Raw genomic sequence first — 23,279 nt, forward strand, 5'->3', positions numbered from 1 at the left:
GTCACCGGCCCCGCGCACCGAAGCCGTACACCGTCTCGGACCGGAAGACCTCGCCGGGCCGCAGCACGGTGCTCGGGAACTCCGGCCGGTTGGGGGAGTCCGGGAAGTGCTGTGTCTCCAGGGCGGTCCCGGCGCCGGGCAGGAACGGCCCGGACAGGTGGTCGGCGGTGTAGAGCTGGAGGCCGGGCTCGGTCGTCGCCACCGTCAGGGTCCGCCCGGACGCGGGGTCGTACAGCTCGGCCACCTCCTCGGCCGTCTCGGTCACCCCCTTGTCCAGCACGAAGTTGTGGTCGTGACCGGAGCCCGTCTTCCGGGCCGTACGGAAGTCGAAACGCGAACCCGACACGTCCTCCGGCGCCCCCGTCGGGATCAGGTCCGCGTCCACCGGCGTGTAGCGGGACGCGGCCAGCCGCAGTTCATGCCCGCCCGCGTCGCCGGAACCGCTCAGGTTCCAGTACGTGTGGTTGGTCAGGTTCACGATCGTCGGCGCGTCGGTGACCGCCTCGTAGGCGATCCGCAGCGCACCCGAGGCCGCCAGCGTGTACGTCACCGTCACCGCCAGCCGGCCCGGGAACCCCTCCTCGCCGTGCGGGCTCACCCGGCTCAGCCGCACCCCGTGCGCCACCGGCGTCACGTCCCACACCCGCCGGTCGAACCCGCGCTCGCCGCCGTGCAGCGAATTGGGGCCGTTGTTGCGTGCCAGCGGGTACGTCCGGCCGTCCAAAGAGAACCGGCCGCCCGCGATCCGGTTCGCGTACCGGCCGATGACGGCACCCAGATACGGCTCCGGATGCTCCAGATAGCCCTTGAGATCGGGGAACCCCAGCACCACGTCAGCCGTCCGCCCGGCCGCGTCCGGAACCTCGACCGACTGCACGATCCCGCCGTACGACAGCACCCGCACCCGCACCCCGGCGCGCTCCAGCGTCCACCGGTGCACCGCAGTGCCGTCGGAAAGTGTGCCGAACAGTTCGTCCATGTGGGAAACCCTAGGTCACGGACGACTCGCCGTGATCGTGCGGTACGCGATCTCCGCCAGCCGGGCCTGGCCGTCCTTGCTGGGATGGAACCAGTCCCAGTGACTGAGCTGGTCCGTGCCGAAGCGGTAGTCGTACACCGCGTTGCCGTCGAAGCGGCAGCGGCGGTCCTGGGCGCAGACCTCCTTCAGCACCTTGTTGTACGCCACCACCCGCTGCTGCACGGTCTCCCGGCGCAGCGTCGCCGCGCCGGTCAGATCGTCCGCGCCACCCAGCATCGACGGGCAGATGCCGAGCTTCCACACCTGCTTGCCCAGCGGATTCGCCCGGCCCTCCGACCACAGCCGCTTCAGATTCGGCACGCTCGCCACGTACACCTGCGTCTTCGGCAGCGCCGAGCGCAGCGTGCTCATCGCCTCCTCGAAGTCCGCGCGGAAGTCCGCCACCGAGGTCATCGCCGACGCCGAGGACCGGCAGGCGTCGTTCGCCCCCACCATCACCGTCACCAACTCCGGGCCGCGGGCGGCCGCCTGCGCCATCTGCTCCGGCAGATCGGCCATCCGGGCGCCGGTCACCGCGTAGTTCCAGCTGCGCTCCGCCGCCCCCGGCACCCCGAGCAGCCGCACCGCCAAGCTGTCCACCCCGGCGTCGCTGCCCGTCGCCCACGACACCTCGGGGCAGTCCGACAGCACCGTGCAGGCGTCGAAGCCGCGCGTGATGGAGTCGCCCACCGCGGCGATCGAGTCCGGGCTGCGGTCCCACACCGGAGGCCGGGCCGTGCGCGCCTTCGTGCCCTCCGGCTCGGCCGGACTCCCGCGGCCGCCGTCACATCCGGCGGCCCCCAGCAGCACGGCCGCCACGACGGCGAGAGCGGCCCGCACCCGGTGGCTTCGCTTCCGCATTCCCTGCTGTTCCCCTCGCTCGACGGTCCTGCACTCCCTCCCATGACAACGTCCGAGGGTTCCCGGCCGTCCACCCGGGAACGGCGCACCCCCGTACAAGCGTCCCCCTGGGTGAATGGCGGCGTTTTCCTGACACCGGGACCGACGGTACGTCACACTCCTTGCCCCGCCGCAGGGTAGCCTCGCCATCAACGCGGCCGTCGCGCCACTGCCGCCCAGCCAGTCCGCAAGATGTCCCGCTCTGCCCGGAGGTTCCGGTGACGACACGTGGAGTTCTGTACGTGCACTCCGCGCCGCGCGCGCTGTGCCCGCACGTCGAGTGGGCCATCGCCGGGGTGCTCGGCACGCGCGTCAACCTCGACTGGATCCGGCAGCCCGCGGCCCCCGGCACCTGGCGCTCGGAGTTCTCCTGGCAGGGCCAGGCCGGCACCGCCTCCAAGCTCGCCTCCGCCCTGCGCGGCTGGCACCTGCTGCGCTTCGAGGTCACCGCCGAACCCTGCCCGACCGCCGAGGGCGAGCGCTACAGCTGCACCCCCGACCTCGGCATCTTCCACGCCGTCACCGGCCTCCACGGCGACATCCTGATCCCCGAGGACCGGCTCCGCGCGGCCCTGCTGCGCAGCCAGAAGGGGGAGACCGACCTGGAGGCCGAGCTGTCCAAGCTCCTCGGCAAGCCGTGGGACGACGAACTGGAACCGTTCCGCTACGCCGGAGAGGGCGCCCCGGTGCGCTGGCTGCACCAGGTGGTCTGAGTCCCCGGACATGCGTGAAGGGCCCCCACCGTCCGGTGGGGGCCCTTCACGTGCGGTCTCAGATGGTCCTGAACGCCAGAACCACGTTGTGCCCGCCGAAGCCGAACGAGTCGTTCAGCGCGGCGATCCGGCCCTCGGGGAGCGCCCGCGGCTCGTCGCGCACGACGTCCGCGTTGACCTCGGGGTCCAGGTCCTCGACGTTGATCGTCGGCGGAGCCGTACGGTTCACCAGCGCCAGGATCGACGCGACGGTCTCGATGCCGCCGGCACCACCGAGCAGGTGACCGGTCATCGACTTCGTCGCGGAGATCGCCATGTGGTCGAGGTCGTCGCCGAAGACCTTGCGCAGCGCCTTGATCTCGCCGACGTCACCCTGCGGCGTGGAGGTGGCGTGCGCGTTCACGTGCACGATCTCGGCCGGCTTCAGGTCCGTGCTGTCCAGCAGGTTCTGGAGCGCGTGCGCGATGCCGTTGCCGGACGGCTCCGGCTGCGTGATGTGGTGGCCGTCCGCGGAGATGCCCTGGCCGACCGCCTCGACGTAGATCCGCGCACCGCGGGCCTTCGCGTGCTCCTCGGACTCCAGGACGATCACACCGGCGCCCTCGCCGAGCACGAAGCCGTCGCGGCTGGTGTCGTAGGGACGCGAGGCGCCCTGCGGGTCGTCGTTGTTCTTGGACATCGCCATCATGTTGCCGAACGCGGCGATCGGCAGCGGGTGGATGGCGGCCTCGGTACCACCGGCCACGACCACGTCCGCACGCCCGGTGCGGATCATCTCGACCGCGTACCCGATGGCCTCCGCGCCCGAGGCGCAGGCCGAGACCGGGGTGTGCACACCGGCACGGGCACCCAGCTCGATCCCGACGTTGGCCGCGGGGGAGTTGGGCATCAGCATCGGCACGGTGTGCGGGGAGACGCGGCGAACGCCCTTCTCCTTGAGCACGTCGTACTGGTCCAGGAGCGTCGTCACGCCGCCGATGCCGGAGGCGATGACCGCACCGAGACGGTCGGGATTCACGGACGCGTCCTCACCGGCCCTGGCGGTGAAACCGGCGTCCTGCCAGGCCTGCTGAGCGGCGATCAGCGCGAACTGCGCGGACCGGTCCAGCTTGCGGGCCTGCGGGCGGGGGAGGACCTCGCCCGGCTCGACGGCGATCTGCGCGGCGATACGGACCGGCAGTTCGGCCGCCCAGTCCTGCTCCAGCGGGCTGACGCCGGACTTGCCGGCGAGCAGAGCCTCCCAGAACGAAGCTACGTCGCCACCCAGCGGTGTGGTTGCGCCGATACCGGTGACGACCACGGTGCGATTGGTCGGGCTCACGGGAATTCTTTCTCCAACGGATGCGGGATTCTACGGCGCCACCGCCGGGTGGCGGGGCCTTGCAGCCTGACGGCCTTACGGCCTACGAGGTGGCTCAGGCCTGGTGGTCGAGGATGTACTTCGTCGCGTCGCCGACCGTCTTCAGGTTCTTGACATCCTCGTCCGGGATCTTGACGTCGAAGCGCTCCTCGGCGGCCACGACGACCTCGACCATGGACAGGGAGTCGACGTCCAGGTCGTCGGTGAAGGACTTGTCCAGCTCAACGTCCTCGACCGGGATGCCGGCGATCTCGTTCACGATCTCGGCGAGACCCTCGACGATCTCTTTCTCAGTGGCGGCCATGTCAGGCGCTCCTTCTTCGATATCCAGATGGTTAGGGCATTTCGATCCGTCCCGGACCACACGATCCGGCACGGAGTGCCTAGGGGAGGGTAACGACCGTGGCGGCGTAGACGAGACCCGCCCCGAATCCGATGACGAGCGCGGTGTCGCCGCTCTTCGCCTCCCCGGTCGCCAGGAGCCGCTCCATCGCGAGCGGAATCGAGGCGGCCGAGGTGTTGCCGGTGGTGCGGATGTCACGGGCGACCGTGACGTGCTCCGGCAGTTTCAGCGTCTTCACCATCGAGTCGATGATCCGCACGTTGGCCTGGTGCGGGATGAAGACATCCAGGTCGTCCGGGGTGATTCCGGCCGCGTCCAGCGCCTGCTGGGCGACCTTCGCCATCTCGAACACGGCCCAGCGGAACACCGCCTGGCCCTCCTGCGTGATCGCAGGGAACTTGATGTTGCCCTCGGTGTCGAGGGGCAGTTCGGACAGGTCACCGAGCCGGAACCGGTCCCACGGGACGGTCTGCTTGATCGTCTCGGCCTTGTCGCCCTCGGAGCCCCACACGGTCGGGCCGATCGCCGGCTCCTGCGAGGGGCCGATCACGACCGCGCCGGCGCCGTCACCGAACAGGAACGCGGTCGCCCGGTCCTCCAGGTCGGTGAGGTCGCTCAGCCGCTCCACACCGATGACGAGCACGTACTCGGCGGAACCTTCCACCACGATGCCCTTGGCGAGCGTCAGGCCGTAGCCGAAGCCCGCGCAGCCTGCCGAGATGTCGAAGGCGGCCGCCTTGGCGGTGCCGAGCTTGTCCGCGATCTCGGTGGCGACGGCCGGGGTCTGGCTGAAGTGCGAGACGGTCGACACGACCACCGCGCCGATCTGCTCGGCGTCGATACCGGCGTCCGCGATCGCCTTCCCGGAAGCCTCGATCGCCATCGCGGCCACGGTCTCCTCGGGGCCCGCCCAGTGCCGCGTCTCGATGCCGGAGCGCGAGCGGATCCACTCGTCGGAGGAGTCGATCTTCTCGAGGATCACCTCGTTCGGCACCACCCGGGTCGGCCGGTAGCCGCCGACACCGAGGATGCGCGCGTACGGGGCGCCCTTGCTGGGCTTGATCTTCGACATGCTCTCGAGCTCCTTCTCAGGCGTGCTCGGCGATGAGCTCGCGAGCCGCGTCGAGGTCGTCGGGGGTCTTCAGGGCCAGCGTCGCCACGCCCGGCAGGGCCCGCTTGGCCAGGCCGGTCAGCGTGCCGCCCGGGCACACCTCGATGAGCGCGGTGACGCCGAGCTCCTTGAAGGTCTCCATGCACAGGTCCCAGCGCACCGGGTTGGCGACCTGGCCGACCAGCCGCTCCAGCACCTCGGCGCCGGTCGCGACGGTCCGGCCGTCCTTGTTGGAGACGTAACGGACCTTCGGGTCGGCGGGCGCGAGCTCCGCGGCGGCCTTGGCCAGGGTCTCCACGGCCGGGGCCATGTGGTGCGTGTGGAAGGCACCGGCGACCTTCAGCGGGACGACCTTGCGCACGCCCTCGGGCTTGTCCTCGGCCAGCGCGGCCACCTGCTCCAGCGTGCCGGCGGCGACGATCTGGCCCGCACCGTTGATGTTCGCCGGGGTCAGGCCCAGCTTCTCCAGGTGCGCGACGGACGTCTCGGGGTCGCCGCCGAGCAGCGCCGCCATGCCGGTCTCGGTGACCGCGGCGGCGTCGGCCATGGCCAGACCCCGCTTGCGGACCAGGCCGAGGGCGTCGGTGTCGGTCAGGACGCCCGCGAAGGCGGCGGCGGTGATCTCACCGACGCTGTGCCCCGCGACCGCGCCCGGGGCGATCTCGGACATGTCACCGAGTGCCGCGGCGGACAGGATCCCCGCGGCGACCAGCAGCGGCTGGGCCACCGCGGTGTCACGGATGGCGTCGGCGTCGGCCTGGGTGCCGTAGTGCACCAGGTCCAGTCCGATGGCGTCCGACCATGCGGCGACGCGGTCCGCGGCACCGGGCAGGTCGAGCCAAGGAGTCAGGAAGCCGGGCGTCTGGGCGCCCTGGCCGGGAGCGACGAGTACGAGCACTCTCACACTCTCTCTTGGGGACGGCCGCGGCCGCCCGTGAGGACAGGGACGAAGAACACGAGGGGGTTTTGTGGGGCCCCCACAAAACCCTATGCCTGGGTATCACCGTCGGCCAGACGCCCCAGGATGAGCGCGATCCGCAGTGTGAACGCGGATCGTACATCGGACGGCGACCATCCGGTGACATCAGTCACACGTCGGAGCCGGTAGCGCACGGTATTCGGGTGAACGAAGAGCATGCGGGCCGCGCCTTCCAGGCTGCTCGCCTGCTCCAGGTAGACACTCAGGGTTTCCAGCAGCGCCGACCCCGCTTCCTCCAGCGGTCTGTAGATCTCCTCCACCAGCTGCTCGCAGGCGCTCGGATCGCCCGCGATCGCCCGCTCCGGGAGCAGATCGTCCGCCAGTACCGGACGCGGCGCGTCCTGCCAGGCGGTACAGGCCTTCAGTCCCGCGGCGGCCGCCTGCGCGGACCGGGTCGCGGCCAGCAGATCGGGTACGACGGGCCCCGCGACGACCGGCCCGGCGGCGAACGGCCCGATCAGCGACTTGGCGACGGCGAGAGGATTGTCGCTGCCGCCCGCGATGACCACGAGCCGGTCCCCGAGCACCCCGGTGAGCACCTGGAGCTTGGCGTGCCGGGCGGCCCGCCGGATGGCCTCCACGGTCAGCTCGCTGTCGCCGTCGGGCGCGGTTCCGAGCACGACACACACATGCTCGGGCGAGTTCCACCCCAGCGCGGCGGCCCGGCTGAGCGCCCCCTCGTCGGCCTCCCCGCTGAGTACGGCGTTCACGACGAGCGACTCCAGCCGCGCGTCCCAGGCACCCCGTGCCTCGGCGGCCTGGGCGTAGACCTGGGCGGTGGCGAAGGCGATCTCGCGGGCGTAGACGAGCAGGGCCTCCCGCAGCACGGACTCGTCCCCGGGAGCCGCCACCTCGTCGATGGCGCTCTCCATGACCTCGATGGTGGTGCGCACCATCTCCACGGTCTGCCGCAGCGTGATGGCCCGGGTCAGTTCGCGCGGCGCGGTCCCGAAGACGTCCGTGGAGATCGCCTGGGGGGCGTCCGGGTGCCGGAACCACTCGGTGAAGGCCGCGATGCCGGCCTGGGCGACGAGGCCGATCCAGGAACGGTTCTCCGGGGGCATGGCCCGGTACCACGACAGAGTGTCGTCCATGCGCGCGATGGCCTGCGCGGCCAGACTGCCGGAGGATTTCTCCAGCCGTCTCAGGGTCGCGTCGTGCGGGTGGACGTCGTGTACTGCGGGGTCGCCGCTGTGGGATTCGGGTTCGGGCACGTGGACAAGACTGCCTTATCGGGACGGGACCGTGTGTCGCCGGGGGCTGTGCTCGACGGCTCGGCCACCTCCGGGGCGCCTCGGCGGGTGGGGCTAACGTGGTGCCCGTGATGGACGTACGGCGCGCCGGCGAGCGCTACCGAGGCGGGGACCCGGAGACCGGGATCGACACCCGCCACGCCTTCTCCTTCGGTCCGCACTACGACCCCGACAACCTGCGGTTCGGCGCGCTGATCGCCTGCAACGAGGAGCGGCTCGCCCCCGGTGCCGGGTTCGACGAGCACCCGCACAGTCACACCGAGATCGTGACCTGGGTGATCGAGGGCGAGCTGACCCACCGTGACTCGACGGGACACGAGACCCGGGTGCGCGCCGGGGACGTCCAGCACCTCAGCGCGGCCGCGGGTGTCCGCCATGTGGAACGCAACGACGGCGCGGTCCCGCTGACCTTCGTCCAGATGTGGCTGACCCCACGCGACCCCGCCGGCGACCCGTCCTACGCACTCGTCCCCGGCATCGCCGACGCGACCCCGTACGCGGTGCCGAACGCGGGGGCGGTGCTGCACGTACGGCGCCTGACCTCCGGCGGGCGAACGGCGGTGCCGCACGCGGAGTACGTCTACGCGCACGTGGTGCGGGGCGAGGTCCGGCTGGGCGGGGAGACGCTCGGGGCGGGCGATTCCGCCCGCCTCGCGGACGCGCGGGGCCTGGAGGCGGTGGGGGTGACCCCGGCGGAACTGCTGCTGTGGGAGATGACGGGGTAGCCGGCGGGGGCACTGCCCCGGCCGGCGTCAGCCGCGCAGCTCCGCGAGCACCGCGTCGGTGAACACCGGCCACGCCTCGATCGCCCAGGGCCCGAACGCCCGGTCCGTCAGGGCGACCCCGGCCACCCGCGCGTCAGGGTCGATCCACAGAAACGTACCCGACTGCCCGAAATGCCCGAACGTGCGAGGGGACGACGAACCCCCCGTCCAGTGCGGCGACTTGGAGTCGCGGATCTCGAACCCCAGCCCCCAGTCGTTGGGATTCTGGTGGCCGTAGCCCGGCAGGACGCCCTTCGTCCCCGGGTACTGCACGGTCATCGCCGCCGCCACCGTCCGCGGATCCAGCAGCCGTGGCGCCTGCACCTCCGCCGCGAACCGCAGCAGATCCGCCACCGTCGACACCCCGTCCTTCGCCGGCGAACCCTCCAGTGACGTCGACGTCATACCCAGCGGTTCCAGCACGGCCTGCCGCAGATACTCCGCGAACGGAATGTCCGTCGCCTTGGCGATATGGTCCCCGAGCTGCTCGAACCCGGCGTTGGAGTACAGCCGCCGGTCCCCGGCCGGAGCCGTCACCCGGTGCTCGTCGAAGGCCAGTCCGGAGGTGTGGGCGAGCAGATGGCGGACCGTCGACCCGGGCGGCCCGGCCGGCTCGTCCAGCTCGATCGCACCCTCCTCGTACGCGACCAGTGCCGCGTACGCCGCCAGCGGCTTGGTGACGGAGGCCAGCGGAAAGCGGTGCTCCACGGGACCGTGTGCCCCGAGGACGGTTCCGTCGGCTCGTACGACACCCGCGGCGGCGGTGGGGACGGGCCAGTTCTCGATCAGCGCCAGGCTCTGCAACGACATGCGTCCGAGCCTATGCGGCTCACAGCAGCAGCCGCATCGACGGGTCCGGATCCCGCGTGAAGCCGAGGGAGGCGTACAGCGGCTCGGCCTCCGGCGAGGCGTTGAGCAGCACGTGCCCGGCACCCCGCGCCCGGAACCAGGCCAGCAGCTCCTCCATGCACGCGCGCGCGTGGCCCCGCCGCCGGGCGTCCGGGTCGGTCGCGACACTGAACACGTGCCCGACCCGCCCGTGCGGGTTCCCGGCCTTGCCGATCCGGTACTCCACCGTCCCCGCCGCCAGCGCGGCCAGCGTCCCCGGCCGGCCGGGACGCTCCACGACGAACACGGCGAAGTCCCCGTCCTCCTCGGCCAGCCGCCCGGCCAGCGTCGGCAGCGACTCCGCCTGCCAGCCGGTCGGCCCGGCACCCCCCTCGCTCCACAGCGCATCGATCATCACCTGGCGCAGTCGCAGCACCTCGGCGGCGTCCTCGGGCCGGGCCCGGCGTGCAAGACTCATGGGCCGCACGCTAGTCACCCGCCCCGGCCTGCGTCCCGTCGATTTCTTACCGGACCGGCTTGCTTGGAGTGCACTCCAAGGTCATAGCGTGGGGGCCATGACGGTGATGCAGACCACGCCCGCGGCCACCGAGCACGCCCCCCGCACCGACATCTGCTCCGCCCCACCCCGGCGCCACCCGCGCCCCGACGGCCAGGACCGCTACACGATCAGCGAGGTCGTCGCGTTCACCGGCCTGACCGCGCACACCCTGCGCTGGTACGAGCGGATCGGCCTGATGCCGCACGTCGACCGCTCCCACACCGGCCAGCGCCGCTACAGCAACCGCGACCTGGACTGGCTGGACTTCGTGAACAAGCTCCGGCTGACCGGGATGCCGGTGGCGGACATGGTCCGGTACGCGGAACTCGTGCGCGAGGGCGAGAGCACCTACGGGGAGCGGCGGGCGCTGCTGGAGGCGACCCGCAACGACGTCCTGGGCCGGATCGCCGAACTGCGGGACACGCTCGCCGTACTCGACCGCAAGATCAGCTTTTATGCGACGGAGGGGACCACTCGATGACGGACGCCAGGATTCCGACGGCACGGCTCGGCGCACAGGGACCGGAGGTCGGCGTCCAGGGACTCGGCTGCATGGGCATGAGCTTCGCGTACGGCCCCACGGACGCCGGCCAGGCGCGCGCCGCGCTGGACCGGGCGCTGGAGCTGGGCGTGACGCTGTACGACACGGCGGACGCCTACGGCGCCGGGGAGAACGAGCGGTTCCTGGCCCCGTTCTTCAAGGCGCACCGGGACGAGGTGGTCATCGCCACCAAGTTCGCCCTGGCGATCCCGCCGGACGACCCGACGAAGCGGATCATCCGCAACGACCCGCCGTACATCCGCCAGGCCGTCGAGGCCAGCCTCAAGCGGCTCGGCGTCGACGTGATCGACCTCTATTACATGCACCGCCGCGATGTGAACGTCCCCATCGAGGAGACCGTCGGCGCGATGGCGGAGCTGGTCCGCGAGGGCAAGGTCAAGCACCTCGGCCTGAGCGAGGTCACCGCCGACGAACTGCGCGCGGCGCACGCCGTGCACCCGATCGCGGCCGTGCAGTCGGAGTGGTCCCTGTTCAGCAGGGACATCGAGGCGAGGGTCGTACCGGCCGTGCGGGAGCTCGGCGTCGCCCTGGTGGCGTACTCGCCGCTCGGCCGTGGCTTCCTCACCGGCTCCTTCGCCGACGCCCATCAGGACCTCACGGCCGACGACTTCCGCCGCCAGCACCCCCGCTTCACCGGCGCCAACGCGTCCGCCAACGCGGCCCTGCTGGAGCCCCTGCGCGCCATCGCCGAGGCGCACGGCGCCACCCTCGGCCAGACCGCCCTGGCCTGGGTCCACCAGCGGGCGACGGCCGAGGGCCTGACGGTGGTTCCGATCCCGGGCACCCGCAAGCCGGGCCGGGTGGAGGAGAACGCGGCGGCGACCCGGATCACCCTGACGGAAGCGGAACTGGCCCGGCTGGAACCGATCGCGGCCGAGGTGGCGGGCGACCGCTACGCGGACATGAGCTTCGCCTCCGCGGGCAGGGAGGTGTAGCTAGAGCTCGGCCAGCAGCTCGGCCTTCTTGGAGGAGAACTCCTCGTCGGTGACCAGCCCGGCCTGGTGCAGCTCCCCGAGATGCCGGATCCGCTCGGCGATGTCGGCGGGGTCACGCCGTGCCGGGGCCGGTACCGCGGGTGCCGGCCCCCGTGACCGCACCGCCGCCAGGACGGCCGCGGCGAACGGCAGCGACTCGTGCACGGGGCCGTACCCGAGCCCGAACACCACCGCCGCCGGATCCTGGTCGGGCTGCACGGCCCCCGCCGCACCCCCCGAGCGCGGCAGCAGGCGCAGATGCCCCTCGAAGACCTCCGGCGAGCGCCACTCCACCCCGCTGAGGTCGGTGACCGCGAAGCTCTGGTCGCCGGCCTTCCACTTCGCCGAGGACGCGCCCGTCCAGGACCAGCGGAACTGCACGGACGTCCCGTCGAAGGACGCCTTCCCGTCGTACGCCTTGAAGTGCAGCGGTGTCCGGGGCGCCGCCACCAGGTGCCGTTCGGCGGGCCCGGACTCGGTCAGCAGACCCTTCAGCTCGTCGGCGTAGTACTCGGCGAGGGTCTCCCGCTCGGCCGGCAGCACCAGCCGGTAGGGGTCGGAGCCCTCCTTCAGCTGGCCGTCGGCCGCCTCCATCAGCGGATCCGCGCCGGGACGCGGCTCGAGCCGCAGTACGACCGTGCCGCGCCTGCCCGGCGCGAGCGTCACGCCCTCGAGCGCGGACAGCGGAATCCGCCGCTCGCCGAGCGCCTGGAACAGCTTCGGTGTCCGAATCCCCCGTTCGTAACGGATGAGCACGGAGTCGGACTCGAACTCCCAGACGGCATGAAAACCCGCCAGTACGTCACCCATGCGGCTCATCGTATGCGGCACGTGCTCCTCCGTCGCCACCCGCGCAGACCGCACTTCCTGCTGTTTCTACGCGCGTCCGGCCGTCGTCGTGCCGGACAGACCGGACCGGCACGCATCGTTCTCCCGTGCGCACGTCACCGAGCCGTACGCGCCCACGCCGACGTCGGCGAGGTTGCGCAGGCTGTCCGTGCCCGGCTGGAAGTAACCGCTGTGGCCCTGGGCGTCCCGGGCCGACAGCACCCGCGCCCCGAACCCCGAGGACACCGGGTCGGCGCCGTGGCCGAGGCCGCCCAGCTCCAGGTACGGCACGTCCTGCACCCAGTCGCTGGCGTCCCGCATCGCCCACACCCGGGCCGTCGTGCCCAGATGGGCGGCCTTGGTGACGCGCATGCCGGGGCTCGCGGCCACCGCTATGTCGGCGACCCGGCGGGGCATGCCGTGCGCGGCGACTCCGCAGACGACCGAGCCGTAGCTGTGACAGAACATCGACACCGGAGACCGGCCGGGCAGGGCGCGCAGCAGCGCGTTCAGCCGTACGGCACCCTCCTCGGCGCGCAGTCCGGTGGCCGCGTCCACCCCGAGCCCGTCGGGGGAGGTGTAGTCGGCCCAGGCGATCACGGCCGTACGGGTCGTGGGGCTCGCCGTGCGCTCGGCCGCGTACAGCGCCTTGGCCATGCCGACCGGGGCGCTGTACTTGCGGTACGTCCGCTGGAAGGTGAGCAGGTCGGTGTCGACGCCGGGGACGACGACCGAGATCCGCCGTGCCTCGGTGAGGTCCCCGAACACCTCGGCGATCCGGCCCGAGCCCTCGGGGTCGAAGGCCAGGATCTGACGGCCGGGGCTCATCAGGGACTCGTAGCGGTGCATCCGGCGGCCCGCGTCCTGCTGGCCCGCGACGCTGAGCCGGCTGTCGTGCATGCGCGTGCGCTCGACCTTGCGGGCATGGTCCAGGGCGATGCGGTTGGCCTTGTAGCGCAGCGGGGCGGGGGCGCCGTTCATGTTGCCGACCGCGAGCGGGTAGCGGCGGGCGAGGTGGTCGCGCTCGTGGGGGGTGAGGGAGGCGAAGAAGCGGCTCAGGCGCACCGGGGCGGCCTGCGGGTCCGGCAGGTGGAGACCGTGGATGCGGCCGTGCTCCCATTCGGTGAGCGAGGCCTGGAGCGCCGTCGACCCTCGGTGGCTGCGCAGGGCGGTCCAGCCGGTGGTGGCGAGCATCACGAACACCACGGCCAGCGCCAGCAGTGCGCGCCAGACGTTGAGTTGCGGGGAGGTGTCGAAGGAAGTCACTGGGAGGACACACTAGGAGAACGAGAGGGTCTCGGGGTAACCGAGTGACAGGGATCACGTTTCGGCGGACGGCGGACACGGTGCCGGCGATCCGCGGACGTTGTGACCGGGATGCGCCCGACGCCTGCCCGCGGTTTCGTCGGACGCCCTGTCAACGGTCTCAGGTGGTGCGCCAGTTTCCCGTCAGCGCCGATCCCACCTGATCGAGGTACGCCGCGGTGAGCGTGCGGATCGACTCCAGGCCGAAGTCCTCGCTCGTGCACCACTGCCGCTCGGTGACGCGAATCACCCCGCCGAACACGGCCACCGCCAGCCGGGGCCGCGGATCGGTGTCCACGTCGACGCCCTCGCGCTCGGCCAGCACCCGCGCGATGGTCTCCTCCGTGGCCGCCGACCGGCGCAGATGGGCGGCGAGCAGGGCGGGCGTGGAGTCGATCGTCCGGTACATGCGCAGATACAGCTCGACCGGGACGACCGACTCGACGGTCTCGCGGATCGCGTCCCAGCCCTCCAGGAACGCCTGCCGCAGAGCCTTCATCGGCGCCTCGTGCGGCGGACGCGCGCGGACGGCCGCGATGAAGGCCGCCTCCGTCATCTCCTGGACCGCGAAGGCCACGTCCTCCTTGCCCGCGAAGTAGCGGAAGAAGGTGCGCTGCGAGACGTCCACGGCCTCGGCGATCTCGTCGATGGTCGTCTGCTCGTACCCCTGGGTGGTGAACAGTTCGAGAGCGGCCCGCAGCAGCGCCTCCCGTGTGCGCCGCTTCTTGCGCTCACGCAGCGTCTCCATGGCCCCTCTCCCGTGCGCGTCCGACGGCCCCAGCCTATGCGGCGATGTCGTGTCAGTAACCGACTAGTGAGTTGGTTTGTCAACTGGCAGTCGCTGTCACTAATCTGAGATTATGACTAGTCGGACCACCGTCGACACGACGGGACCGGGGGACAAAACACCCGCGGACCCGTCGGTGCCCCGCCCGGCCGCCGGCCTGCGCGGCCATCCGTGGCTCACCCTCATCACCGTCGCCGTAGGGGTCATGATGGTGGCCCTGGACGGCACCATCGTGGCCATCGCCAACCCGGCCATCCGCGACGATCTGCACGCGTCCTTCGCCGATGTGCAGTGGGTCTCCAACGCCTACTTCCTCGCCCTCGCGGTCACGCTGATCACCGCGGGCAAGCTCGGCGACCGCTTCGGCCACCGGCAGACCTTCCTCATCGGCGTGACCGGCTTCGCCGCCGCCTCCGGCGCCATCGGGCTGTCCGGCAGCATCGCCGCGGTCGTCACCTTCCGGGTCTTCCAGGGACTGTTCGGCGCGCTGCTGATGCCGGCCGCGCTCGGCGTGCTGCGGGCCACCTTCCCGGCCGAGAAGCTCAACATGGCCATCGGCGTCTGGGGCATGGTGATCGGCGCGTCCACGGCGGGCGGCCCGATCCTCGGCGGTGTCCTCGTCGAGCACGTCAACTGGCAGTCGGTGTTCTTCATCAACGTGCCGGTCGGTGTCCTCGCACTGCTCCTCGGCGCGCTGATCCTGCTCGACCACCGGGCGGAGAACGCCCCGCGCTCCTTCGACCTCCCCGGCATCGCCTTGCTGTCCGGCGCGATGTTCTGCCTGGTCTGGGCGCTGATCAAGGCCCCGGCCTGGGGCTGGGGCGACGGCAAGACCTGGCTGTTCATAGCCGGGTCCGGCCTGCTCTTCGCCGTCTTCGCCTTCTGGGAGACGAGGGTCGCCGAACCACTGATCCCGCTGGGCCTGTTCCGCTCGGTCCCGCTGTCGGCCGGCGTCGTCCTGATGGTCCTGATGGCCATCGCCTTCATGGGCGGCCTGTTCTTCGTGACGTTCTACCTTCAGAACGTCCACGGGATGAGCCCGGTCAAGGCCGGCCTGCACCTGCTGCCGCTCACCGGCATGATGATCGTCGGCTCACCGCTCGCCGGCACCGCCATCACCCGACTCGGCCCGCGCATCCCGCTGGCCGGCGGCATGGCCGTGACCGCGGTCGCCCTGTACGGCATGTCCACGCTCGAGGCCGACACCGGCAGCGGTGTGATGTCCCTCTGGTTCGCGCTGCTCGGCCTCGGCCTCGCACCGGTCATGGTCGGCGCCACCGAGGTCATCGTCGGCAACGCCCCCATGGAACTGTCCGGCGTGGCGGGCGGCCTCCAGCAGGCGGCCATGCAGATCGGCAGCAGCCTCGGTACGGCGGTGCTGGGTGCCGTCATGGCCTCCAAGGTCGACAGCGAACTGCCGGACAGGTGGGCGGACGCGGGGCTGCCGCAGCTGACCCCCGCTCAGCTGGACAAGGCGTCCGAGGCGGTTCAGGTCGGCGTGGCCCCGGTGACGAAGAGCATGCCGGAGCCGATCGCCATGAAGATCACCACCGTCGCCCACGACACCTTCCTCTCCGGCATGACTCTCGCCTCCCTGGTCGCGGCCGGTGTGGCCGTGCTCGCCATCTTCGTCGCGCTGTTCACCAAGCGGGGCGCGAACGCGGAGGCGGGCGCGGGGGTGGGCCACATCTGAGCCCGGGCTCTGCGCCTCTCCTTCCGGTCTTCTTCCGGTCTTCTTCCGACAGTTCCCCTATCAGGGTGACTCCGCTAAAGATCCCTCGCCCCCGGCAGGCGCCGCAGGTCACAGTGGGTCAAGTCCTCCGCAGGGCATGGGGGACGGACGGGCCGCGGCGCGCGCTGCTGGAGGGGGGCAGCGCGCGCAGGTCTGCCCCGGAGGAACCGGGGTACCCGCACTCCGAAGCCGAACTGTCCACAAGCCTCAGGGAGTTGATGATGGCTGGCTTCGGGCATGGAACGCGCGGGTACCCCCGGTCGCGTGGCCGGACGTGGCAACGGACCGGGCCGGACCGTGCGACGCTCGGGATCATCGGCACGATCTGCGCGGTGGCCGGCTTTTTCGCGCTGGGCATCGTGCTGGGTCCGGTGGCGATGTTCTGCGGCTGGCAGGCGATGGGCCGCAAGTGGTCGAACGACGGCAACGTGCCTGCCCTGGTGGCCCTGATTCTGGGCGCGATCGACACGTTGCTGGCCATCATCGCCCTGGCGGGCGCGGCGACCTGGGGCCACGGGCTTCTCTAGCCGGCAGCGTCTCGCCGTAGGACTGCCGGTCGTCTCGTCGCGGCTGCGGGTGCGCGGTGGCTGCCAACCGAGCCACCTCGGCCCGCAGCGAGCGCACCTCCTCGGTCAGAGCGGCGATCGCCTCCGTCTGCCGCCGCTCCTCCACATCGTCCTTCTCGAACCGCGAGATGAACCACGCAGCGATGTTCGCGGTCACCACACCCAGCAGCGCGATCCCGGACAGCATCAGGCCGACGGCGATCATCCGCCCCAGCCCGGTGGTCGGCGCGTGATCGCCGTATCCCACGGTCGTCATCGTCGTGAAGGACCACCACACCGCGTCACCCAGCGTCCGGATGTTCCCGTGCGGCGACTCGCGCTCCACGGACAGCACCGCGAGCGATCCGAACATCAGCAGGCCGACGACGGCCCCGACGACATAGGTGGTCAGCCGGATCTGCGGAGCCATCCGGGCCCGCCGGCCCACCAGCAACAGCGTCGACACCAGCCGCAGCAGCCGCAGCGGCTGAAGGACCGGCAGCACCACCGCGCACAGGTCCGGCCAGTGCCGCCGTACGAACTCCGTGCGCCGGGGGGCGAGAGCGAGTCGCACCAGATAGTCGACGGCGAACGCCCCCCACACCACCCACTCCACCACCGTGCACACGGCCGTCAGCGAGTAGCCGGCCGAAGCGTCGACGATCGGCACCGCGTACGCGATGGCGAAGGCCACCGCGAGCGCCAGCAACGGCCGTTGGGTGTACCGCTCCCACCGTGCCTGCGCCGACAGTTGTTCCATGCCCGCAATCGTAAAGAAGAGGTAAGGCCGATGCCGCGCCGATGGGGCGCGGGGCCGTGCTTGACGTGCGGCGCTGCCGCGGGGTGGGACCAGCCCTCGCCGGGTTTCGGCGTCCCGATGGGGCGCGGGGCCGTGCTTGACGTGCGGCGCTGCCGCGGGGCGCGACCAGCCCTCGCCGGGGGTTTCAGCGCCCCGGAAGGGGCGCGGGGAACTGCGCGACCGGCCCTCGCCGGCCCGCAGATCCCCCCGACCCCAGTCGGCCGAAGCCGAGCGCAGCGGCTACGCGTCGCCGCCCGCCGCCCCCGGGTCCGCCGCCGAGACGTCCAGCAGCTGGTACCGGTCGATGGCCTGCTTCAGCGCGGACCGGTCGACCTTGCCCTCGCGCGCCAGCTCGGTGAGCACCGCGACCACGATCGACTCGGCGTCGATGTGGAAGAAGCGACGCGCGGCGCCCCGGGTGTCCGCGAAGCCGAAGCCGTCGGCGCCGAGGGACTGGTAGGTGCCCGGAACCCAGCGCGCGATCTGGTCCGGAACCGATCGCATCCAGTCGGACACGGCCACGAACGGACCTTCGGCGCCGCTGAGCTTCCGGGTCACGAACGGCACCCGCTGCTCCTCGTCCGGGTGCAGCAGGTTGTGCTGCTCGCACTCCACGGCCTCGCGGCGCAGCTCGTTCCAGGAGGTCGCGGACCACACGTCCGCCTTGACGTTCCAGTCCTCGGCGAGGATTCGCTGCGCCTCCAGTGCCCACGGGACCGCCACGCCCGACGCCATGATCTGCGCCGGGATCGAGCCCGCCGTGCCCTCGCTCAGCTTGTGGACGCCCTTGAGGATGCCCTCGACGTCCACGTTCGCCGGCTCCGCCGGGTGCTGGATGGGCTCGTTGTAGACGGTGAGGTAGTAGAAGACGTCCTCGCCGTGCGGATGCTCGGCATCGGCGCCGTACATCCGGCGCAGGCCGTCCCGCACGATGTGCGCGATCTCGTACGCGTACGCCGGGTCGTACGCCACGCACGCCGGGTTGGTGGACGCCAGCAGCTGAGAGTGGCCGTCCGCGTGCTGCAAACCCTCACCGGTCAGGGTCGTACGGCCGGCGGTCGCACCCAGCACGAAACCGCGCGACAGCTGGTCGGCCATCTGCCAGAACTGGTCACCGGTGCGCTGGAAACCGAACATCGAGTAGAAGACGTACACCGGGATCAGCGGCTCGCCGTGCGTGGCGTACGCCGAGCCGGCCGCGATCAGCGAGGCCGTGCAGCCCGCCTCGGAGATGCCGTCGTGCAGCATCTGGCCGGTCGGCGACTCCTTGTAGGCCAGGAGCAGGTCCCGGTCCACCGCCTCGTACTGCTGGCCGAGCGGGTTGTAGATCTTCGCACTCGGGAAGAAGGAGTCCATGCCGAACGTGCGGTACTCGTCCGGCGCAATCAGCACGAACCGCTTGCCGATCTCCTTGTCCCGCATGAGGTCCTTGAGGAGGCGCACAAAGGCCATGGTCGTCGCGATGGACTGCTGACCCGTGCCCTTCTTCACAGTCGCGTACGCCTTGTCGTCCGGCAGGGCGAGCGGCTCGGAGCGGACGACGCGGGTCGGGACGTAACCGCCGAGCGACCTGCGGCGGTCGTGCATGTACTGGATCTCCTCCGTGTCCCGGCCCGGGTGGTAGTACGGCGGCAGGCCGGACTCCAGCTCCTTGTCGGAGATCGGCAGGTGCAGACGGTCCCGGAAGCGCTTGAGGTCGTCGACCGTCAGCTTCTTCATCTGGTGCGTGGCGTTGCGGCCCTCGAAGTTCGGGCCCAGCGTCCAGCCCTTGATCGTCTTGGCCAGGATGACCGTCGGCTGGCCCTTGTGCTCCTTGGCCGCCTTGAAGGCCGCGTAGATCTTGCGGTGGTCGTGCCCGCCACGGCCCAGGTGCAGGATCTGGTCGTCGGTCATGTTCTCGACCATCGCGCGCAGCCGGTGGTCGTCGCCGAAGAAGTGCTTGCGGATGTAGGCGCCGGACTCGGTGGCGTACGTCTGGAACTGGCCGTCCGGGGTCGTGTTCATCTTGTTGACCAGCACGCCGTCGCGGTCCTGGGCCAGCAGCGGGTCCCAGGTGCGGTCCCAGACCAGCTTGATCACGTTCCAGCCGGCGCCCCGGAAGACCGACTCCAGCTCCTGGATGATCTTCCCGTTGCCGCGCACCGGGCCGTCGAGCCGCTGGAGGTTGCAGTTGACCACGAAGGTCAGGTTGTCCAGGCCCTCGCGCGCGGCGATGGTCAGTTGGCCGAGCGACTCCGGCTCGTCCATCTCGCCGTCGCCGAGGAACGCCCACACGTGCGACCTGGAGGTGTCGGCGATGCCGCGCGCCTCCATGTAGCGGTTCATCCGCGCCTGGTAGATCGCGCCGAGCGGGCCGAGGCCCATGGAGACGGTCGGGAACTCCCAGAAGTCCGGCATCGAGCGCGGGTGCGGGTAGCTGGACAGGGCCCTCGGGTACTTCGACTTCTCCTGGCGGAAGCCGTCCAGCTGCTCCTCGGTGAGCCGGTCGAGCAGGTACGCGCGCGCGTAGATGCCGGGGGAGGCGTGGCCCTGGAAGAAGACCTGGTCGCCGCCGTCGCCCTCGTCCTTGCCGCGGAAGAAGTGGTTGAAGCCGACGTCGTAGAGCGAGGCGGAGGAGGCGAAGGTGGCGATGTGGCCGCCGACGCCGATGCCCGGGCGCTGGGCGCGCGAGACCATCACGGCCGCGTTCCAGCGGGTCGCGTTGAGAATCCTGCGCTCGATCTCCTCGTTGCCCGGGAAGAACGGCTCACTCTTGGTCGGGATCGTGTTGACGTAGTCCGTGCTGCGCATCTCGGGCACGGCCACGCGCCTCTCGCGGGCCCGCTCGATCAGGCGCAGCATGAGATAGCGGGCCCGCTCCCGGCCGCGCTCGTCGACGGCGGCGTCCAGGGAGTCGAGCCACTCCTGGGTCTCTTCGGGATCGAAGTCAGGAACCTGACTCGGAAGGCCGCCAATGATGATCGGGTTGCGATCGGATCCGGAAGCCACGCTGTTCCTTACCTGTCAGAGGGCCAGATTTTTTGCACCTGCCTACACCGTTCCCCATCGTGTACCTCGGGAAGGCGTACGTCATCTCCACCGTCGTCCGCCCGGCGCTCGCCGGCGTCCCACCGGTCAAAACGCAACGATACGCCCGGGGTGTGACGTGTTTGGCAAAATTGTTCGAGCGACGTAACAGTGGATGATTCCGAACCGTGCAAATCAGGCACACCTGCGTGATGTGGGTCGCGCGGAATCGAGATACGGTGCCAGGAGTTGCGGCGACACGGCCGGGATCGTCACCGTTTCGGCGGTCCCGACGGCCGGGTACTTGCGCGATCCGCCCCGCCCGTGTGGACTACGGCCAATGCTTCGCGCACGCGCGTGGCTGAGATACTTACCAAGACATGATCAGGAGGCAACCCGTGAGCGCGACCGCGGACCACGCGGAGGAGCGGACGAACCCTGCCGCCAGGCTGGGGTTCCAGCCCGGGCAGGTGGTCCAGGAGATCGGCTACGACGACGACGTCGATCAGGAGCTCCGCGAGGCCATCGAGGAAACCATCGCAGGCGACCTCATGGACGAGGACTACGACGACGTGGCCGACGCCGTTGTGCTGTGGTTCCGTGACGACGACGGCGACCTGACGGATGCGCTGGTGGATGCCACCACGTACATCGAAGAGGGCGGCGCGATCCTGCTCCTCACGCCGAAGACCGGCCGTTCGGGGTACGTGGAGCCGAGCGACATCCAGGACGCCGCCACGACGGCCGGCCTGACCGCTTCGAAGAGCGTCAGCGTCGGCAAGGACTGGAGCGGAAGCCGGCTGGCGACGCCGAAGGCGGCCAAGTCCAAGCGGTGACCGTCCTGCGGTGACCGTCCCCTAAGACCGGACGGGCTGAGAACGCTCGGCCCGTCCGGAATCCCCCGGTGATCACTGCGTAGGGTGGACCCGAGCGTTTGCTGTGCTCGCACCTCTCACCCGAACAGCCCACCGAAGGGAACGACGATGGCGATCCAGGTCGGCGACAAGGCCCCCGACTTCGAGCTCAAGGACAACCACGGCCGGACCGTGAAGCTCTCGGACTTCCACGGCCGGAAGAACGTGGTCCTGCTCTTCTACCCCTTCGCCTTCACCGGCGTGTGCACCGGCGAGCTGTGCGAGCTGCGCGACAACCTGCCGAAGTTCGCCGACCGCGACACCCAGCTGCTCGCCGTCTCCAACGACTCCATCCACAGCCTGCGCGTGTTCGCCGAGCAGGAGGGCCTGGAGTACCCGCTGCTCAGCGACTTCTGGCCGCACGGCAACGTCTCGCGCGCGTACAACGTCTTCGACGAGGACAAGGGCTGTGCCGTCCGGGGCACCTTCATCATCGACAAGGAGGGCGTCGTGCGGTGGACCGTGGTCAACGGCCTGCCGGACGCCCGTGACCTCGACGAGTACGTGAAGGCGCTCGACACCCTGTGAGCCCGGCTGCGGGCCGACACCTGTGATTCTCCGGCTCCAGGGTCTGCGGGGCGCGGGAACCCGTCACTAGGATCGGCACGTTGATCCCATATCCGAAGAACGACGGGGCTCCCCGCCCCCGAACACCACATGGAGGACCCGTGGGAGTCAGCCTCAGCAAGGGCGGCAACGTATCGCTGACGAAGGAGGCCCCGGGCCTGACCGCCGTCATCGTCGGTCTGGGGTGGGACGTGCGCACCACGACCGGCACGGACTTCGACCTCGACGCCAGCGCGCTGCTGCTGAACACCTCCGGCAAGGTCATCAGCGACCAGCACTTCGTCTTCTTCAACAACCTCAAGAGCCCCGACGGCTCGGTCGAGCACACCGGTGACAACATCACCGGTGAGGGCGAGGGCGACGACGAGCAGATCAAGGTCAACCTGGCCGGCGTCCCGGCCGACATCGACAAGATCGTGTTCCCGGTGTCGATCTACGACGCCGAGAACCGCCAGCAGTCCTTCGGCCAGGTCCGCAACGCCTTCATCCGCGTCGTGAACCAGGCCGGCGGGCAGGAGATCGCCCGGTACGACCTGAGCGAGGACGCCTCCACCGAGACCGCCATGGTCTTCGGCGAGCTGTACCGGCACGGCACGGAGTGGAAGTTCCGCGCCATCGGCCAGGGCTACGCCTCCGGCCTGCGCGGTATCGCGCAGGACTTCGGCGTCAACGTCTGACACGAAAGACGTATGAGGCCGAACAGCCCTTGAGTCCGGCGCCGCACCGTTTACGGGCGGCGCCGGACGCGCAGGACAACCAGGGAAGCACCACCAGGGGAGGACCAGCATCATGGGCGTCACACTCGCCAAGGGGGGCAACGTCTCCCTCTCCAAGGCCGCACCGAACCTCACCAACGTCTTGATCGGGCTCGGCTGGGACGCGCGGTCCACCACCGGCGCCCCCTTCGACCTGGACGCCAGCGCGCTGCTGTGCGGCACCGGCAACCGGGTGATGGGCGACGAGTGGTTCGTGTTCTACAACCAGCTCAAGAGCCCCGACGGCTCGGTCGAGCACACCGGTGACAACCTCACCGGTGAGGGCGAGGGCGACGACGAGTCGATCCTGGTGGATCTCGCCAAGGTGCCGGCGCAGTGCGAGAAGATCATCTTCCCGGTCTCCATCCACATGGCGGACGAGCGCGGCCAGACCTTCGGCCAGGTCTCCAACGCCTTCATCCGCGTCGTCAACCAGGCCGACGGCCAGGAACTGGCCCGCTACGACCTCAGCGAGGACGCCTCCACCGAGACCGCGATGATCTTCGGCGAGCTGTACCGCTACCAGGGCGAGTGGAAATTCCGTGCAGTCGGACAGGGGTACGCATCGGGGCTCCGAGGCATCGCTCTAGACTTCGGAGTCAACGTTTCGTAAAGCCGCGTACGGCACGGGGGAGACCCTCCCCCAGACTCCGTCTGGGAGGGACCCCCAACAGATG

The 23,279-nt window shown here is 70.5% G+C and carries 24 protein-coding genes; 10 read left to right on the plus strand and 14 right to left on the minus strand.

Features of this window, described 5'->3' with window-relative positions:
• Nucleotide 1: 1 nt before the first annotated feature.
• Complete coding sequence (locus ACZ7DL_RS11225; protein WP_470773332.1) at nt 2–979, minus strand: aldose epimerase family protein; 978 nt, start codon at nt 977–979, stop codon at nt 2–4.
• 15 nt (nt 980–994) lie between these two features.
• The gene (locus tag ACZ7DL_RS11230; RefSeq protein ID WP_470773333.1) at nt 995–1,879 is read right to left on the minus strand and encodes an SGNH/GDSL hydrolase family protein; all 885 of its coding nucleotides are present in this window, start codon (nt 1,877–1,879) and stop codon (nt 995–997) included.
• A gap of 257 nt (nt 1,880–2,136) precedes the next feature.
• Here ACZ7DL_RS11230 and ACZ7DL_RS11235 point away from each other — a divergent pair, with 257 nt between their 5' ends.
• Nucleotides 2,137–2,631, plus strand: a complete 495-nt coding sequence (locus ACZ7DL_RS11235; RefSeq protein ID WP_470773334.1) for a DUF3145 domain-containing protein — start codon at nt 2,137–2,139, stop codon at nt 2,629–2,631.
• A 58-nt stretch (nt 2,632–2,689) separates the two neighbouring features.
• Here ACZ7DL_RS11235 and fabF read toward each other — a convergent pair whose 3' ends face one another.
• From fabF to ACZ7DL_RS11260, 5 genes are all read right to left on the minus strand, one after another.
• A complete protein-coding gene (gene fabF, locus ACZ7DL_RS11240; RefSeq protein ID WP_470773335.1) occupies nt 2,690–3,952 on the minus strand; it encodes a beta-ketoacyl-ACP synthase II in 1,263 nt (420 codons plus the stop codon).
• A gap of 94 nt (nt 3,953–4,046) precedes the next feature.
• Nucleotides 4,047–4,295: an acyl carrier protein gene (locus ACZ7DL_RS11245; RefSeq protein ID WP_470773336.1), complete on the minus strand. Its 249-nt coding sequence runs from the start codon at nt 4,293–4,295 to the stop codon at nt 4,047–4,049.
• A 79-nt stretch (nt 4,296–4,374) separates the two neighbouring features.
• Entirely contained in the window at nt 4,375–5,406 is a 1,032-nt protein-coding gene (locus ACZ7DL_RS11250) for a beta-ketoacyl-ACP synthase 3 (RefSeq protein ID WP_470773337.1), read from the minus strand.
• A gap of 16 nt (nt 5,407–5,422) precedes the next feature.
• Entirely contained in the window at nt 5,423–6,343 is a 921-nt protein-coding gene (locus ACZ7DL_RS11255; RefSeq protein ID WP_470773339.1) for an ACP S-malonyltransferase, read from the minus strand.
• 89 nt (nt 6,344–6,432) lie between these two features.
• Nucleotides 6,433–7,638, minus strand: coding sequence for a PucR family transcriptional regulator (locus tag ACZ7DL_RS11260; protein WP_470773341.1), 1,206 nt, complete (start codon nt 7,636–7,638; stop codon nt 6,433–6,435).
• A 110-nt stretch (nt 7,639–7,748) separates the two neighbouring features.
• Between ACZ7DL_RS11260 and ACZ7DL_RS11265 the strand changes: the two genes are divergently transcribed.
• A complete protein-coding gene (locus ACZ7DL_RS11265) occupies nt 7,749–8,402 on the plus strand; it encodes a pirin family protein (RefSeq protein ID WP_470773587.1) in 654 nt (217 codons plus the stop codon).
• Nucleotides 8,403–8,429: 27 nt separating this feature from the next.
• Here the strand turns inward: ACZ7DL_RS11265 and ACZ7DL_RS11270 are convergent, their stop codons facing one another.
• Both ACZ7DL_RS11270 and ACZ7DL_RS11275 read right to left on the minus strand, forming a co-directional pair.
• Nucleotides 8,430–9,251: a serine hydrolase domain-containing protein gene (locus tag ACZ7DL_RS11270; protein ID WP_470773343.1), complete on the minus strand. Its 822-nt coding sequence runs from the start codon at nt 9,249–9,251 to the stop codon at nt 8,430–8,432.
• A gap of 19 nt (nt 9,252–9,270) precedes the next feature.
• A complete protein-coding gene (locus ACZ7DL_RS11275; RefSeq protein ID WP_470773345.1) occupies nt 9,271–9,747 on the minus strand; it encodes a GNAT family N-acetyltransferase in 477 nt (158 codons plus the stop codon).
• 97 nt (nt 9,748–9,844) lie between these two features.
• Between ACZ7DL_RS11275 and ACZ7DL_RS11280 the strand changes: the two genes are divergently transcribed.
• Together ACZ7DL_RS11280 and ACZ7DL_RS11285 are read left to right on the plus strand one after the other, a co-directional pair.
• Nucleotides 9,845–10,309, plus strand: a complete 465-nt coding sequence (locus tag ACZ7DL_RS11280) for a MerR family transcriptional regulator (protein ID WP_470773347.1) — start codon at nt 9,845–9,847, stop codon at nt 10,307–10,309.
• Nucleotides 10,306–11,325, plus strand: a complete 1,020-nt coding sequence (locus ACZ7DL_RS11285; protein ID WP_470773349.1) for an aldo/keto reductase — start codon at nt 10,306–10,308, stop codon at nt 11,323–11,325. Before ACZ7DL_RS11280 ends, ACZ7DL_RS11285 begins: the two co-directional genes overlap by 4 nt.
• Here the strand turns inward: ACZ7DL_RS11285 and ACZ7DL_RS11290 are convergent, their stop codons facing one another.
• The 3 genes from ACZ7DL_RS11290 to ACZ7DL_RS11300 all read right to left on the minus strand — a co-directional run bounded on the left by ACZ7DL_RS11290 (nt 11,326) and on the right by ACZ7DL_RS11300 (nt 14,245).
• Nucleotides 11,326–12,174: a DUF4429 domain-containing protein gene (locus ACZ7DL_RS11290; RefSeq protein ID WP_470773351.1), complete on the minus strand. Its 849-nt coding sequence runs from the start codon at nt 12,172–12,174 to the stop codon at nt 11,326–11,328.
• 66 nt (nt 12,175–12,240) lie between these two features.
• On the minus strand, nt 12,241–13,458 hold the full coding sequence (locus ACZ7DL_RS11295; RefSeq protein ID WP_470773354.1) for an alpha/beta hydrolase: 1,218 nt from the start codon (nt 13,456–13,458) through the stop codon (nt 12,241–12,243).
• Nucleotides 13,459–13,618: 160 nt separating this feature from the next.
• Nucleotides 13,619–14,245: a TetR family transcriptional regulator gene (locus tag ACZ7DL_RS11300; protein ID WP_470773356.1), complete on the minus strand. Its 627-nt coding sequence runs from the start codon at nt 14,243–14,245 to the stop codon at nt 13,619–13,621.
• 244 nt (nt 14,246–14,489) lie between these two features.
• Between ACZ7DL_RS11300 and ACZ7DL_RS11305 the strand changes: the two genes are divergently transcribed.
• Both ACZ7DL_RS11305 and ACZ7DL_RS11310 read left to right on the plus strand, forming a co-directional pair.
• Nucleotides 14,490–15,977 (plus strand): MFS transporter, encoded by a 1,488-nt coding sequence (locus ACZ7DL_RS11305; RefSeq protein WP_470773589.1) that lies wholly within the window; start codon nt 14,490–14,492, stop codon nt 15,975–15,977.
• Between the two features lie 260 nt (nt 15,978–16,237).
• A complete protein-coding gene (locus ACZ7DL_RS11310) occupies nt 16,238–16,543 on the plus strand; it encodes a small hydrophobic protein (RefSeq protein WP_360734830.1) in 306 nt (101 codons plus the stop codon).
• Here ACZ7DL_RS11310 and ACZ7DL_RS11315 read toward each other — a convergent pair.
• Together ACZ7DL_RS11315 and aceE are read right to left on the minus strand one after the other, a co-directional pair.
• Nucleotides 16,497–17,321 (minus strand): potassium channel family protein, encoded by an 825-nt coding sequence (locus ACZ7DL_RS11315; protein ID WP_470773359.1) that lies wholly within the window; start codon nt 17,319–17,321, stop codon nt 16,497–16,499. The genes ACZ7DL_RS11310 and ACZ7DL_RS11315 overlap by 47 nt on opposite strands.
• A gap of 279 nt (nt 17,322–17,600) precedes the next feature.
• Nucleotides 17,601–20,348, minus strand: a complete 2,748-nt coding sequence (gene aceE / locus ACZ7DL_RS11320; protein ID WP_470773360.1) for a pyruvate dehydrogenase (acetyl-transferring), homodimeric type — start codon at nt 20,346–20,348, stop codon at nt 17,601–17,603.
• A 416-nt stretch (nt 20,349–20,764) separates the two neighbouring features.
• Between aceE and ACZ7DL_RS11325 the strand changes: the two genes are divergently transcribed.
• The 4 genes from ACZ7DL_RS11325 (at nt 20,765) to ACZ7DL_RS11340 (ending at nt 23,215) form a co-directional block, all read left to right on the plus strand.
• The gene (locus ACZ7DL_RS11325) at nt 20,765–21,202 is read left to right on the plus strand and encodes a DUF3052 domain-containing protein (protein WP_165951532.1); all 438 of its coding nucleotides are present in this window, start codon (nt 20,765–20,767) and stop codon (nt 21,200–21,202) included.
• A 147-nt stretch (nt 21,203–21,349) separates the two neighbouring features.
• On the plus strand, nt 21,350–21,808 hold the full coding sequence (locus ACZ7DL_RS11330; protein WP_470773362.1) for a peroxiredoxin: 459 nt from the start codon (nt 21,350–21,352) through the stop codon (nt 21,806–21,808).
• 140 nt (nt 21,809–21,948) lie between these two features.
• Nucleotides 21,949–22,524: a TerD family protein gene (locus ACZ7DL_RS11335; RefSeq protein WP_470773364.1), complete on the plus strand. Its 576-nt coding sequence runs from the start codon at nt 21,949–21,951 to the stop codon at nt 22,522–22,524.
• A 112-nt stretch (nt 22,525–22,636) separates the two neighbouring features.
• Nucleotides 22,637–23,215, plus strand: coding sequence for a TerD family protein (locus ACZ7DL_RS11340; RefSeq protein ID WP_470773366.1), 579 nt, complete (start codon nt 22,637–22,639; stop codon nt 23,213–23,215).
• Nucleotides 23,216–23,279 lie beyond the last annotated feature (64 nt).

The sequence above is a fragment of the Streptomyces sp. NPDC036984 genome (assembly GCF_055607665.1).